The following is a 13,265-nucleotide window of genomic DNA, read 5'->3' as shown; positions in this document are numbered from 1 at the left end:
GCCCGCCGCCCTCCGGACGCCGCCCGGAGCCGGCGGCCGGACGGCCGACCGGGCGGGTCATACCGGCTGGGCCGGGGCCGTGACGGCGGCGACGAGGTCGCGCAGCAGGTCCGCGCCGCGCAGCGTCAGCACCGACTCCGGGTGGAACTGGACCCCCGCGAAACCCGCGGCGGCCGAGCGCAGGGCGTGCACCTCGCCCGTCGCCGGATCGCGCGCGACCTCCACCCCCTGCGCGGCCAGGCGGGCCGCCGCCGGGGCGTCGCAGTGCGCGGTGTACGTGTTGTAGAAGCCGACCACCTCCTGCGCCCCGAACAGGTCGATCCGGATCTGCGCCCCCTGCGCCGGCTCCGCCTTGCGGACCAGCGGCAGGCCCAGCTCGGCCGCCAGCAGCTCATGGCCCAGGCAGACCCCGACCAGGCCGCGGCGGTGCCCGGCCAGCAGCGCGGCCGCCAGGGAGCGCAGCATCCGCATCTTCGGGTCGCCCGCGTCCGCCGGGTTCCCGGGGCCCGGACCCAGCACGACCGGCCCCTCCCAGGCCAGGGCCGCCGCCCGCAGCCCCGGGTCGTCGTAGCGCCGTACGGTCACCTCCAGCCCGGCCACCCGCAGCACGTGCGCCAGCATCGCGGTGAAGGTGTCCTCGCCGTCCACCACCAGGGCGTGCCCGGCCGGGGCGCAGGGCCGTTCCTGCATGCGGAGCCAGAAGGGGGCCAGGTCCGCCCGCCGGGCCGCCAGCGCCGCCTGCACCCGGGGGTCGTCGGCCAGGTGCGCCCCCTCGAAGGCCGGGCGCGGGGCCGCGGGCCGGACCCCGAGCGCCGCGAGCACCCCCGCCGCCTTCGCGTGTGTCTCCGCCACCTCGCCCGCCGGATCGGAGTGGCGCACCAAGGTCGCTCCGACCGGCACGCGCAGCAGCCCCTGACGGTCGATGTCGGCCGTGCGGATCAAGATGGGCGAGTCCAGCGTCTGCGCCCCCTCGCCGTCCCGCCCCAGCAGGGCCAGCGCGCCCGCGTAGTAGCCGCGGCCGCCGCTCTCGTACCGCTCGATCACCCGGCAGGCGTTCTGCACCGGCGAGCCGGTGACCGTCGCCGCGAACATCGTCTCCCGCAGCACCTCCCGTACGTCCAGCGAGGAGCGGCCGCGCAGCTCGTACTCGGTGTGCGCGAGGTGGGACATCTCCTTGAGCCGGGGCCCCACGACGACCCCGCCCATGTCGCCGACGGTGCACATCATCTTCAGCTCCTCGTCGACCACCATCGACAGCTCCTCGGTCTCCTTGCGGTCGCCGAGGAAGGCGAGCAGCGACTCGGCCGTCGGGCCGGCGGCGGGATAGCGGTACGTCCCGCTGATCGGGTTCATCACGACCGTGCCCCCGGACATCCGCACGTGCACCTCGGGGCTGGCCCCGACCAGGGTGCGCTCCCCGGTGTGGACCACGTACGTCCAGTACGCGCCCCGCTCGCCCACCAGCAGCCGGCGGAAGAGCGCCAGGGCGTCGGCCCGGCCGAAGCCCTCGATCCGGCCCTCGAAGGTGCGCCGGATGACGAAGTTCGCGCCCTCGCCGCGCCCGATCTCGTCCCGGATGACGCGCTCGACGGTGGCCGCGTAGTCGGCGTCGGGCACGTCGAAGGCGCCGCCCCCGACCCGGACCTCGTGCGCGGGCAGCCGCTCCAGCGCCTCGGCGAGCGGGATCTCGTGCGCCTCCGCGGCGACGAGCACGCTCAGCGGGGTGCCGTCGTCGCGCACGTCGAAGCCGCGCTCGCGGATCTGCCGGAAGGGGACGAGGGCGAGGGTGGGCAGCTCGCCGACGGGCAGGTCGGCGAGGCGCTGGGCCTCGTGGACGGTGCCGATGAGCACTTCGACGGTGTCGTGGTCGCGGCCGGGGGTACGCCGTCGCAGCAGGGCGAACGGCGGGCAGGAGTCTTCGAGCAGTCGGCTGAGTACCGCGTTCATGGGGTGGGCGTCCTTCCGGTGGGAGGAGCGGCCCTGCTCTGCGGCGGTCGTCCACCACATGCGGAAGGCCGCCCCTGGGGGCGGCCTTCGCGTCGGTCGTCAGTGGGTACGCGCGAGGAGTGGGCCGCCGGGAGCGGGCCACCACCAGTTCTGGTTCGAGTGCGCGTACATGGGGGCGACCCTAGCCCACGCCCGGGGCGGAAGCGAAGCGTCCGAACCCCGCCGCGGGCGGAATTGTGCACTCCGCCCACGGGTGGACCGGTACGGGGGATATCTGTCTCACGTTGTGGGCACAGGGCCGGACGGGGGGTGGGACGCCGTAATGTGTACGGGGTGACCGTGAACGCTGAGACCCAAGCCCCCGCCGCAAAGGCGACCTGGCGAGACCTTCCCGCGGCGCAGCAGCCTTCGTACCCCGATGCCGAGGCTCTGCGCGCTGTCGTCGCGGACCTCGAGTCGTATCCTCCGCTCGTTTTCGCGGGTGAGTGCGACCAGCTGCGCGCCCGTCTGGGAGCCGTCGCCAAGGGCGAGGCGTTCCTCCTGCAGGGCGGCGACTGCGCCGAGGCCTTCGACGCCGTGTCGGCCGAGCACATCCGCGCCAAGCTGAAGACGCTGCTCCAGATGAGCGCCGTCCTGACCTACGCGGCCTCCGTGCCCGTCGTCAAGGTCGGCCGCATCGCCGGCCAGTACTCCAAGCCGCGCTCCAAGGACACCGAGACCCGCGACGGCGTCACCCTGCCGACCTACCGCGGTGACTCCGTCAACGGCTTCCCCTTCACCGAAGAGGCCCGGATCCCGGATCCCGAGCGGCTGAAGCGCATGTACCACGCCTCGGCCTCGACGCTGAACCTGGTGCGCGCCTTCACCACCGGCGGTTACGCCGACCTGCGCCAGGTGCACGCCTGGAACCAGGACTTCGTGAAGTCCTCCCCGTCCGGGCAGCGCTACGAGCAGCTCGCGCGGGAGATCGACAACGCGCTGAACTTCATGAAGGCGTGCGGCACCGACCCGGCCGAGTTCAAGGCCGTCGAGTTCTACGCCTCCCACGAGGCGCTGCTGCTCGACTACGAGGGCGCGCTGACCCGCACCGACTCGCGGACCGGCAAGTTGTACGACACCTCGGGCCACATGGTCTGGATCGGCGAGCGCACCCGCCAGCTGGACCACGCGCACATCGAGTTCTGCTCGCAGATCTCCAACCCGATCGGCATCAAGCTCGGCCCCACCACCACGGTGGACGAGGCGCTCACCTACATCGACCGCCTCGACCCCGAGCGCGAGCCGGGCCGGCTGACCTTCGTCGTCCGCATGGGCGCCGACAAGGTCCGCGACCGGCTCCCGGCGCTCGTCGAGAAGGTCACCGCCTCCGGCGCGACCGTCGCCTGGGTCACCGACCCGATGCACGGCAACACCTTCGAGGCGGCCTCCGGCCACAAGACGCGCCGCTTCGACGACGTGCTCGACGAGGTCAAGGGCTTCTTCGAGGTCCACAAGGCCCTCGGCACCCACCCGGGCGGCATCCACGTCGAGCTCACCGGCGACGACGTCACCGAGTGCGTGGGCGGGGGCGACGAGATCTTCGTCGACGACCTGCACCAGCGCTACGAGACGGCCTGCGACCCCCGGCTCAACCGCAGCCAGTCCCTGGACCTGGCGTTCCTGGTCGCCGAGATGTACCGCGACCAGTAGGGAACGGCCTGTAGCCGTCTACGGGAGCGGGGCGCGGATCCATGTGATCCGCGCCCCACTGTCGTATCCGGGACTTTTAGGCCACCCTAAGTTCGGCTACGGTTAGGTAAGCCTCACCGAACAGGGGATGGCCCGCCGAACCGTTCCGCCCAGAGAGGTGAACCGCGTGTACGTCTGCTCTTGCTTCGGCATCACCGACCAGCAGGTCAGGCAGCACGCGGCCGACGGGGCCTGCACCCCGCGCCAGATCGCCTCGGCGACCAAGGCCGGCACCGACTGCGGCTCCTGCGTGCGCACCATCCAGGGCATCCTGGGCCGCGGTGCGTGCCCCCGCCGGGAACTGCCGGCGAAGGGCGACGCCGCGGGCGTCCTCACCGCCGACGTCCGGCCGGCTCCTTCGCCCCTGATGGCGCAAGCGCCCCTGATGGCGGAAGCCGCCTAGACCTGGCCCGGCCGACCGGCCCGCCTAGCTCGGCTGCTCGATCAGCTGCGCGATGTACAGCGCCTCACCCAGCGACTCGACGAGCTCCAGCTGGGTGTCGAGGTAGTCGATGTGGTGCTCCTCGTCCTCCAGGATCTCCTCGAAGAGGCGCGCGGAGGTGATGTCGCCCTTGCCGCGCATGACGTCGATGCCCCGCTTGAGCCGGTCGATCGCCTCGACCTCGACCTGGCGGTCCGCCTGGAACATCTCCGTGACCGTCTGGCCCACGCGCACGTGGAAGAGGCGCTGGTAGTTCGGCAGGCCGTCGAGCATCAGGATGCGCTCGGTGATCTTGTCCGCGTGCTTCATCTCGTCGATGGATTCTTCACGCGTGTACGTGGCGAGCTTGGTCCAGCCCTTGTTGTCCTGGATGCGGTAGTGCAGCCAGTACTGGTTGACGGCCGTCAGCTCACCGGTCAGCTGCTCGTTCAGAAACTCAAGGACCTCGGGGTCGCCCTGCATCGCAGAGGCTCCTTCCAGGCTGTGTCAGCTATGTGACGGGGCAGGTGCGCGCATCCTCGCACCGCTGCCGGGGGCAGTCCAGTAAGTACCTCCTTAGTGGGAGTTACCATGACTTGCCCGAATCGGTCGTGCCTGGTCACGACCACCCTGCCCGGTCTGTCACCATGGACTCATGGGTCAGCCGGAAAGCCGGGAATCTCCGGGAGCAGAGCAGCCGGAGCTTCCACCGGGGCAGCGGTTGCAGCGGGGCTGGCCGGTCACCCACTACGGTCCCGTGCCCAAGTTCAAGCCCGAGCGCTGGGAGTTCCGCGTCTTCGGCGCGACGGCCGACGGCGACAAGCACTGCTGGAACCACGAGGACTTCGCGGCCTTGCCGTTCGAGTCCGTCGTCGCCGACCTGCACTGCGTGACCAAGTTCAGCATGCAGGGCGCCGAATGGGGCGGGGTGCTGGCCCGTACGATCCTCGCCCTGGCGCCGCCCGCACCACAGGTCACGCACGTTATGGTGTGGGCCGAGTACGGCTTCAGCTCCAACATGCGGCTCGCCGACTTCGCCTCGGAGCGGACCGTGTTCGCCACCCACCAGGGCGGGGAGCTGCTCACCGCCGAGCACGGATTCCCGCTGCGCCTCGTGGTCCCGCACCTGTACGCCTGGAAGGGACCCAAGTGGGTCCGCGGTGTGGAGTACATGACCGCCGACCGGCGGGGCTTCTGGGAGGAGCGGGGCTACCACAACCTCGGCGACCCCTGGCGTGAGCAGCGCTTCTCCTATCAGGAGGAGCCGGGGGACGGCCCCGAGCTGTAGGCGGGCCCGGCGTCCTCGCCCGCTCACCGCGCGCCGCGCAGCTCCTTCAGCAGGGCCACGTCCGCCGTGTGGCCCTCCTTGCCCCCCGGGGTCTCGGTGATCAGCGGGACGCCCGCCGTCGCCGGGTGCGTGAACAGCTCGGCGAAGGGCTCCCGGCCGATGTGGCCGTGGCCGATGTTGGCGTGCCGGTCCTTGTGGGCGCCCGCGCCCTCCTTGGAGTCGTTCGCGTGGACCAGCTTCAGCCTCCCCTCGCCGACCGTGTCCACCAGCAGGTCCAGCATCAGCTTCGTCCCGCCCGGCTCCGCCAGGTCGTGTCCGGCCGCGAAGACGTGGCAGGTGTCCAGGCAGATCCCCAGCTTCGGGTGGCGGTCCAGCGCCTCGAAGTACGGCCCGAAGTCCTCGGCCCGGGAGCACAGCGAGGAGCCCTGCCCGGCGGTGGACTCCAGCAGCAGGAAGGGGTCCTCCTCGTGCGTCAGCTCGTCCAGCAGCGGCAGCATGTACTGGCTGACCTGGGCGTAAGCCTCCTCACGCGGGCGGCCCCCGGTGGCCGAGCCGGTGTGGACGACCACCCCGAGGGCGCCGATCTCCCGGCCCCGGCGCAGCGAGTGGCGCAGGGACTCCACCGACTTCTCGACGGTCGCCTCGGTGTGCGAGCCGAAGTTGATCAGGTACGGGGCGTGGACGTAGGCCGGGATGCCCTCGGCCGCGCACCCGTCCCGGAAGAGTTCGTCCTGGGCCGGATTGCCCGCCGGGGTGGCCCAGCCCCGCGGATTGGCGACGAAGACCTGGACCGCCTCGGCGCCCATCTCCCGGGCGTACGCCAGCCCGACCGAGGCGAGGCCGCCCGCGACGGGGATGTGCCCGCCGACGGGATTGCGCAGCGCCCGCGCCGCCTGTGCGGCCCGCTCGTCGTACTCCGCCCGCTCCGCGGGTGTCAAATGGTCCACGTCGCCCTACAGCCCCTTGGTCCTGATGGTGATCGTGCTGCCCTCGGGGGCGCTCTGGCCGCCGGGCACCGACTGCGCGTCCACGGTGTTGCTGAAGGACAGGAAGGGCCGCTCCACCCTCACCTTGAAGCCGGAGGTCTCCAGTGCCTTGCGGGCCGCGTCCACGTCCTGGCCGGTGACGTCCGGTACCGGGAGCTGGCGGGGGCCCTTGGAGAGGGTCAGCGTGACGGTGTCCCCGGCCGCGGCCTGGGCGCCGGCGCCGACGGACTGGCCGGCGACCGTACCGGCCGGCGTCGGGGCGTTGACCTGCTCGGGGGCGGTCGCGACCTTGAGGCCGAGGCCCTCCAGTGCCGCCCGCGCCTGCTCGAAGGGGACTTGGGCGACGTTCGGGACCTGGACGGGACGGCCCCTGCTGACGACCAGGGCGACCGCCGTGTCGGGGGCCCGCTTCTCGCCTCCCGCCGGGTCGGAGCCGATCACCGAGCCCTGGGCGACGTCCTGGCTGAAGGACTGCGTGACGACGCCGGGGGCGAGCCCGGCCTTCGTCAGCTCGGCCCTGGCCTGCTCCAGCGGCCTGCCCTTGAGGTTGGGCACGGCCACGACCTGCGGGCCGCGGGAGAGGGTGACCACCACCGCTCCGTTGCCGCGGATGCGCTTGCCGCCCGGGGGATCGGTGTTCATCACCGTCCCGCGGTCGAAGGCGTCGCTGAACTTGCGGTCCACCCGCTTCACCCCGAGCCCGGCCGCGGACAGCTGCGACCTGGCCTGCTCCTCGGTCTTGCCGAGCAGGTTGGGGACCTTGGTGAACTGGCCGGAGTTGATGTACCAGACGCCCATGGCGAGGCCGAGGGACAGCAGGACGCCGGCGATGACCAGGAGCGTGCCGCGGCGCGGCGCGCGGCGCCGGTGCGGCGGCACGTGCGCCGGCGGTGCGGGCGGCATCTCCAGCCGGGAGGTGTGGAGCACGGGCTGCTCCACGGCCATCGGCCGCGGGATCACACCGGTGCGGTCCTCGCTGGCCGTGCGCGCTTCGGCCCGGGCCTGCGGCGGTACCGCGTCCAGTTCGGGATCGCTCAGTCGCAGGCGCGCCGCCCGGGCGAGGCCGAGCAGCGCGGCGGCGTCGTACGGGCGCAGCTGCGGGTTGCGGGCGGCGGCGTGCGCGACCAGCTCGTCGAGGCAGACGGGCAGGCCCGGGACGGCCGCGGACGGGGGCGGCACGTCCTCGTGCAGGTGCTGGTAGATCACCTGGGCGGCCGAGCCGCCGGTGTGCGGCTTGGCGCCGGTGAGCATCTCGTAGAGGACGACGCCGCAGGCGTAGACGTCCACCCGGGTGTCGGTGACGCCGTTCTCGATCTGCTCGGGAGCCAGGTAGGAGACGGTCCCGAGGACGGAGCCGGTGGTGTGGGTCACCGAGTCCACGGACCGCACCAGTCCGAAGTCGGCCACCTTCACCCGGCCGTCGTCGCCGATCAGGACGTTCTCGGGCTTCATGTCGCGGTGGATGAAACCTGCCCGGTGGGCCGCGCCGAGGGCGGCGAGGACGGGCTCCAGGATGTCGAGGGCGGCCCGCGGCTGGAGGGCGCCGCGCTCGCGGAGCACGTCGCGCAGGGTGCAGCCGGAGACGTACTCCATGGCGAGGAAGACGTACGGCCCGTCCGTGCCCTGGTCGAAGACGGCGACGACGTTGGGGTGGGCGAGCCGGGCCACGGACTTGGCCTCCCGGATGAACCGGTCGACGAAGGCGGCGTCCGCGGCGAGCGCCGGGTGCATCACCTTCAGGGCGAGGACGCGGTCGAGGCGGGTGTCGAGGGCCCGGTAGACCGTGGCCATGCCGCCGGCCGCGATGCGGGCGTCGACGCGGTAGCGGCCGTCGAGCACGCGCCCGACGAGGGGGTCATCCAGGGTCGTATCCACCCGGCGATTCTACGAGGGGCGCGGCGCCCGCCGGCCGGGGCGGGTCGCCTTGCAGCGCAGCTGTGACGGACCCGGCCGCGGACGGGGTCCGGGCGGAGCCCCGGGAGGCCGGGCCCGGCGTGGCCCGGGCCCGGGCGGTTCCCGGGCCCGGGGGCGCGGCTCACGACGGCGTCAGAAGGCCGGGCGTTCCGGGTCCAGGGCCGCGCGGCCCTGCGCCGGGGACGAGGCGTGGGCGAACCGCCGCTGCGGGATCCGTCCCGCGCGGTAGGCCAGGCGGCCCGCCGACACCGCGTCCCGCATGGCCGCCGCCATCAGGACCGGGTCCTGCGCCCGCGTCACCGCCGAGGCCAGCATCACGGCCGCGCAGCCCAGCTCCATCGCCAGCGCCACGTCGGACGCCGTCCCGGCCCCCGCGTCCAGGATCACCGGGACCCCGGCCCGCTCCGTGATCAGCTCGAAGTTGTGGGGGTTGCGGATCCCCATCCCGGAGCCGATGGGGGAGCCCAGCGGCATGATCGCCGCGCAGCCCGCGTCCTCCAGCTTCCGCGCGAGCACGGGGTCGTCGTTCGTGTACGGCAGGACGGTGAAACCCTCGTCCACCAGGACCTCGGCGGCGTCCAGCAGCGCGACGCCGTCGGGCAGGAGGGTCCGCTCGTCCGCGACCACCTCCAGCTTGATCCAGTCGGTGCCCAGCGCCTCCCGCGCCAGGCGCGCCGTGAGCACCGCCTCGCCCGCCGTGAAGCAGCCCGCGGTGTTCGGCAGGACCGCGATGTCCAGCTTCGACAGGACGGACAGCACCGAGCCCTGGACCGTCGGGTCCAGCCTGCGCATCGCCACCGTGGTGAGCCCGGTCCCCGAGGCCACCAGGGCCCGCTCCAGGACGTCCAGGCTGGGGGCGCCGCCCGTGCCCATGATCAGACGGGAGGAGAAGCTCCGGCCGCCCAGCGTGAAGAGGTCCCCGGCCATGCCCTCAGCCTCCCTGGACCGCGGTGAGGATCTCGATCCGGTCGCCCTCGCCGACCGGCGTGGCCGGCCACTGCCCGCGCGGGACCACGGTCTCGTTGAGCGCCGCCGCGACGCCCGAGGGCGCCGTCGTCAGGGTGGCGACCACCGCGGCGAGCGTGGTGCCGGCCGCGATCTCGCGCGGCTCGCCGTTGACGGAGATGCTCATGCGTACGACTCCTGACGTGCTGCCGAGAACCGGCGGGGGCTGAAGGGGCGTGCGACCGGCGGCAGTTCGCCGGTGGTCAGCAGCTGCGCCATCACCTCGCCGGTGAGCGGGGTCAGCAGCACCCCGTTGCGGTAGTGCCCGGTGGCCAGGTGCAGGCCCGGAAGGTCCGTCGGGCCCAGGAGCGGGGCGTTGTCGGGGGAGCCCGGCCGCAGCCCCGCCAGGGTCTCGGTGAGGGGGAGTTCGGTGATGCCGGGCACCAGCTCGTGGGCGTCGCGCAGGAGTTCGTAGACCCCGCCCGCCGTGACGGTGGTGTCCCAGCCGAGCTCCTCGCTGGTGGCGCCCACGACGAGCTCGCCGTTCTCGCGGGGGACCAGGTAGACGTGGCTGCCGCGTACGACGGCCCGGACCGTCCGCGACAGGAACGGCGCGTACGCCGCCGGCACCGTGAGCCGCAGCACCTGCCCCTTGACCGGCCGGACCGGAGGCACGACGTCCGCGGGTACGCCGGCCAGCCGGCCGCTGAGCGAGCCCGCCGCCAGGACCACCTGGTCCGCCCGCAGCTGCGTACCGTCGTCGAGCAGGGCCCCGGCGGCCCGGTCGGCGGTGACGAGCAGACGCTCCGCGGCCGCGCGGTGCACGCCCACGCCGGCCCGTTCGCAGGCGGCCAGCAGGGCGGCCGCGAGCCGCCGGGGATCGACCTGGTGATCGCCGTCCACGCGCAGGCCGCCGCGCACGCCCGGCGCCAGCATCGGCTCCAGGCGGCGGCACTCGCGGCCGGTGAGCCACTGCGACTCCAGGCCGCAGCGGCGCTGGAGGGCGTGCAGCTCGCGCAGGTGGAGCCGGTCGTCCGCGTCGAGGGCGACGGCCAGGGTGCCGCAGGCGCGGTAGCCGATGTCGATGCCGCCGCTCGCGTCGGCCACTTCGGCGGCGAAGCGCGGATAGCGCGCCGCGGAGTCGAGGCCCAGCCCCAGCAGGGCCTCCTCGCCGTAGTGCAGTTCGGTCACGGGGGCGAGCATCCCGGCCGCGACCCGGGCGGCGCCCCCGCCGGGCGCCGGGTCGGCCAGGACGGTGCGCAGACCCCGCTGGGCGGCCCGCCAGGCCGTGACGAGTCCGATGATCCCGCCCCCGATGACGAGGACGTCGGATCCCTTCCGCAATGAGTGCATGGGCGTCCAGCCCCTCCCTTCGCCGGCATGACCCGGATCAGGTTCGTACGGTCGGAGGCCGGCCAGCCTCCCTCTCAGCCCGGTGCGCCCGGACTCCCGCGATAGGTACGGTGGCCAGACTAACCCCGCCGGGCACGACGGGTAAGGGGCGCCTGTCCCTGACGAATCGTCAGGTGGCTAGGGTGGCCCGGTGAGCGAGCAGACGGAACAGACACTGAGCGGCGTCGTGATCGTGGGCGCCGGAATGGCCGGCGTGCAGACCGCGGTCGCCCTGCGCGAGCAGGGCTTCACCGGCCGCGTGACGTTGCTGGGCGCCGAGCCCCACCAGCCCTACGACCGGCCCCCGCTGTCCAAGGCGGTGCTGCTCGGCAAGGCCGAGGACTCCGCCTTCGACGTGGACTTCGAGGGGCTCGGCATCGAACTGCGCCTCGGCACCGAGGTCACCGGACTGCGGGCCGCCGACCACGAGCTCGACACCGAGGCGGGACCGGTCCCGTACGAAGTCCTCGTACTGGCCACCGGCGCGCGGCCGCTGACCCTGCCCGGCACCGGCGGCGTCCCCGGCGTCCACCTGCTGCGCACCCTGGACGACGCCGCCCGGCTGCGCCCCGTCCTGGCGGCCGCGCCCGCGACCGTGGTCGTCGGCGCGGGCTGGATCGGCGCCGAATTCGCCACCGCGGCCCGCGGGGCCGGCTGCGAGGTGACCGTGGTCGAGGCGGCGGACCGGGTCCTGGCGGGAGCGCTGCCCGCCGAGGTCGCCGCGCCCATGGCCCGCTGGTACGCGCAGGCGGGCGCGGAGCTGATCACCGGCGCGAGGGTCGCCGGGATCGAGGAGGGCCGCGTACTGCTCGCCGACGGGCGCGCCCTGCCGGCGGGCGCGGTGGTCGTCGGCATCGGCGCCCGCCCCGCCACCGGCTGGCTCGCCGGGACCGGTGTGGAACTGGGCCCCGACGGCTCCGTCACCGCCGACGCCCACCTGAGGACCTCCCTGCCCGGGGTGTACGCGGTCGGCGACTGCGCCTCCTTCCCCTCGGCCCGCTACGGGGCCCGGCTGCTCGTGCACCACTGGGACAACGCCCTCCAGGGGCCGAGGACCGTCGCCGCGAACATCCTGGCCGGGCAGCCGGCGCAGGCGTACGACCCGGTGCCCTACTTCTGGTCGGAGCAGTTCGGCCGCTTCGTCCAGTACGCCGGCCACCACGACGGGGCCGACACCCTGCTGTGGCGCGGGGACCCGGACGGGCCGGCCTGGTCGGTGTGCTGGCTCCGCGAGGGGGCGCTGGTCGCCGTCCTGGCCGTGGGCCGGCCCCGTGACCTGGCCCAGGGCCGCAAGCTCATCGAGACGGGCGCCGTCCTCGACCCCGCCAGGGCCGGCGACCCGGCGGTCCCGCTGAAGTCCGCGACGGCCTGAGGCGGCCCCCGGGACCCGGACGGTGCCGCTCGGGTACCGGGGGCCAGTCCGAGATGGCAGGCTTGTCCCCGTGACCGAGATTGACGCAAAGATCGATGCCCTTGTCCCCTCCTGGCTGTACCTCCCCGACATCGCGGAGATGCTCGGCATCGAGGTGACCCGGGTCCGCCAGATGGTCAAGGAAGGGCAGCTGATCGCCGTACGCCGCGGCGAGAACCGCTCCCTGCAGGTGCCGGCCCCCTTCCTCGACGGCGACAAGGTCGTGAAGGGCCTCGTCGGCCTCCTGACCGTGCTGCGCGACGACGGCTTCTCCGACGAGGAGATCCTGGAGTGGCTCTTCACGGCCGACCCCACCCTGCCCGGCACCCCCGCCCAGGCGCTGAGCGAGAATCGCGGCACGGAGGTGAAGCGCCGCGCTCAGGCGCTCGCCCTCTGACCTGATCCGCATCGGCTACATCGCGGCGCACGGGCCCCACCGGGCCGTGCGCCGCTCCACCACGGGGGTACACCCATGCAGCTGTCCGACGCCCGGCTCTACCTGTGCACGGACGCCCGCAAGCGCCAGGGAGACCTCCCCCAATTCCTCGACGCCGTGCTCGCGGCAGGCGTGGACGTCGTCCAGCTCCGGGACAAGGGCATGGAGGCCGCGGAGGAGCTCGAACACCTCCAGGTCTTCGCCGAGGCCGCGCGCCGCCACGGCAGGCTCCTCGCCGTGAACGACCGCGCGGACATCGCCCACGCCATCGGCTCCGACGTGCTCCACCTCGGCCAGGGCGACATACCCGTCCCCGCCGCCCGCGCCGTCCTGGGCCGGGAGGTGCTCATCGGCCGTTCCTGCCACGCCGAGGCCGAGGTCGACGCGGCCGCAGCCGAGCCCGGCGTGGACTACTTCTGCACCGGCCCCTGCTGGCCCACCCCCACCAAGCCCGGCCGCCCCGCCCCCGGCCTCGGCCTCGTCCGGTACGCGGCCTCCCTGGAGCAGGAGCGGCCCTGGTTCGCCATCGGCGGCATCGACGGCGGCAACCTCGACCAGGTGCTCGACGCCGGAGCCACCCGCGTGGTGGTCGTCCGCGCCCTCACCGAGGCCGCCGACCCGGGCGCGGCCGCCGCGGACCTCGCGAAGCGGATCCGCGCCCGGCTCGGCTGACCGACCGCACCGACCGCGCCCACGGGCCGGCCGCGCGCGCCCACCGCCTCGCCGCCCGCTGAACTGTCCAAAAACGTGTCCAAAACGCGGACAGGGCTTCGGCGTCCGCCAGGGCCCGTCTAACC

General features: G+C 73.7%; 13 protein-coding genes and 1 riboswitch. Of the genes, 6 read left to right on the top strand and 7 right to left on the bottom strand.

From position 1 onward, the window contains the following. Positions 1-57: 57 nt before the first annotated feature. Positions 58-1,947 (bottom strand): anthranilate synthase family protein, encoded by a 1,890-nt coding sequence (locus tag AMK16_RS14080; protein ID WP_073914452.1) that lies wholly within the window; start codon positions 1,945-1,947, stop codon positions 58-60. A gap of 333 nt (positions 1,948-2,280) precedes the next feature. Between AMK16_RS14080 and AMK16_RS14075 the strand changes: the two genes are divergently transcribed. Together AMK16_RS14075 and AMK16_RS14070 are read left to right on the top strand one after the other, a co-directional pair. Beyond that, positions 2,281-3,636 (top strand): class II 3-deoxy-7-phosphoheptulonate synthase, encoded by a 1,356-nt coding sequence (locus AMK16_RS14075; RefSeq protein ID WP_073914450.1) that lies wholly within the window; start codon positions 2,281-2,283, stop codon positions 3,634-3,636. Positions 3,637-3,793: 157 nt separating this feature from the next. Further along, positions 3,794-4,078, top strand: a complete 285-nt coding sequence (locus AMK16_RS14070) for a (2Fe-2S)-binding protein (protein ID WP_073914448.1) — start codon at positions 3,794-3,796, stop codon at positions 4,076-4,078. A gap of 24 nt (positions 4,079-4,102) precedes the next feature. On the opposite strand, the gene bfr is transcribed toward AMK16_RS14070, so the two are convergent. Beyond that, positions 4,103-4,579 carry a bacterioferritin gene (gene bfr / locus AMK16_RS14065; RefSeq protein ID WP_073914445.1) on the bottom strand — a complete coding sequence of 159 codons (477 nt, stop codon included), beginning with the start codon at positions 4,577-4,579 and terminating at the stop codon, positions 4,103-4,105. 172 nt (positions 4,580-4,751) lie between these two features. Here bfr and AMK16_RS14060 point away from each other — a divergent pair, with 172 nt between their 5' ends. Further along, entirely contained in the window at positions 4,752-5,384 is a 633-nt protein-coding gene (locus AMK16_RS14060) for a sulfite oxidase-like oxidoreductase (protein ID WP_073914443.1), read from the top strand. Positions 5,385-5,407: 23 nt separating this feature from the next. Here the strand turns inward: AMK16_RS14060 and AMK16_RS14055 are convergent, their stop codons facing one another. The 5 genes from AMK16_RS14055 to thiO form a co-directional block, all read right to left on the bottom strand. Beyond that, positions 5,408-6,265, bottom strand: a complete 858-nt coding sequence (locus tag AMK16_RS14055; protein ID WP_073915958.1) for a deoxyribonuclease IV — start codon at positions 6,263-6,265, stop codon at positions 5,408-5,410. Between the two features lie 72 nt (positions 6,266-6,337). After that, the gene (gene pknB, locus AMK16_RS14050) at positions 6,338-8,245 is read right to left on the bottom strand and encodes a Stk1 family PASTA domain-containing Ser/Thr kinase (RefSeq protein ID WP_073914440.1); all 1,908 of its coding nucleotides are present in this window, start codon (positions 8,243-8,245) and stop codon (positions 6,338-6,340) included. 171 nt (positions 8,246-8,416) lie between these two features. Further along, positions 8,417-9,211 carry a thiazole synthase gene (locus AMK16_RS14045; RefSeq protein ID WP_073914438.1) on the bottom strand — a complete coding sequence of 265 codons (795 nt, stop codon included), beginning with the start codon at positions 9,209-9,211 and terminating at the stop codon, positions 8,417-8,419. Between the two features lie 4 nt (positions 9,212-9,215). After that, positions 9,216-9,416 carry a sulfur carrier protein ThiS gene (gene thiS / locus AMK16_RS14040; RefSeq protein WP_073914435.1) on the bottom strand — a complete coding sequence of 67 codons (201 nt, stop codon included), beginning with the start codon at positions 9,414-9,416 and terminating at the stop codon, positions 9,216-9,218. Further along, positions 9,413-10,582: a glycine oxidase ThiO gene (gene thiO, locus AMK16_RS14035; RefSeq protein WP_073914433.1), complete on the bottom strand. Its 1,170-nt coding sequence runs from the start codon at positions 10,580-10,582 to the stop codon at positions 9,413-9,415. The genes thiS and thiO overlap by 4 nt, the downstream gene beginning before the upstream one ends. Further along, a riboswitch (TPP riboswitch) is annotated at positions 10,580-10,692 on the bottom strand. Its footprint overlaps the gene before it by 3 nt. 80 nt (positions 10,693-10,772) lie before the next feature. On the opposite strand from thiO, the gene AMK16_RS14030 reads away from it, so the two are divergent. The 3 genes from AMK16_RS14030 (at position 10,773) to thiE (ending at position 13,140) form a co-directional block, all read left to right on the top strand. Next, on the top strand, positions 10,773-11,993 hold the full coding sequence (locus tag AMK16_RS14030; RefSeq protein WP_073914430.1) for an NAD(P)/FAD-dependent oxidoreductase: 1,221 nt from the start codon (positions 10,773-10,775) through the stop codon (positions 11,991-11,993). Positions 11,994-12,063: 70 nt separating this feature from the next. Then, a complete protein-coding gene (locus tag AMK16_RS14025; protein ID WP_073914428.1) occupies positions 12,064-12,429 on the top strand; it encodes an Rv2175c family DNA-binding protein in 366 nt (121 codons plus the stop codon). Positions 12,430-12,504: 75 nt separating this feature from the next. Then, positions 12,505-13,140: a thiamine phosphate synthase gene (thiE, locus tag AMK16_RS14020; RefSeq protein WP_073914425.1), complete on the top strand. Its 636-nt coding sequence runs from the start codon at positions 12,505-12,507 to the stop codon at positions 13,138-13,140. Positions 13,141-13,265 lie beyond the last annotated feature (125 nt).

This window comes from Streptomyces sp. CB00455 (assembly GCF_001905445.1).
Taxonomy (GTDB): Bacteria; Actinomycetota; Actinomycetes; order Streptomycetales; family Streptomycetaceae; genus Streptomyces.
This window is presented reverse-complemented; position numbering and strand designations above follow the sequence as displayed.

What these genes read in the sequence shown, in the direction of transcription:
- AMK16_RS14060 (WP_073914443.1), top strand. Translation starts at nt 4,752, where the DNA reads ATGGGTCAGCCGGAAAGCCGGGAATCTCCGGGAGCAGAGCAGCCGGAG.
- bfr (WP_073914445.1), bottom strand. Translation starts at nt 4,579, where the DNA reads ATGCAGGGCGACCCCGAGGTCCTTGAGTTTCTGAACGAGCAGCTGACC.
- thiS (WP_073914435.1), bottom strand. Translation starts at nt 9,416, where the DNA reads ATGAGCATCTCCGTCAACGGCGAGCCGCGCGAGATCGCGGCCGGCACC.
- thiO (WP_073914433.1), bottom strand. Translation starts at nt 10,582, where the DNA reads ATGCACTCATTGCGGAAGGGATCCGACGTCCTCGTCATCGGGGGCGGG.
- AMK16_RS14080 (WP_073914452.1), bottom strand. Translation starts at nt 1,947, where the DNA reads ATGAACGCGGTACTCAGCCGACTGCTCGAAGACTCCTGCCCGCCGTTC.
- thiE (WP_073914425.1), top strand. Translation starts at nt 12,505, where the DNA reads ATGCAGCTGTCCGACGCCCGGCTCTACCTGTGCACGGACGCCCGCAAG.
- AMK16_RS14045 (WP_073914438.1), bottom strand. Translation starts at nt 9,211, where the DNA reads ATGGCCGGGGACCTCTTCACGCTGGGCGGCCGGAGCTTCTCCTCCCGT.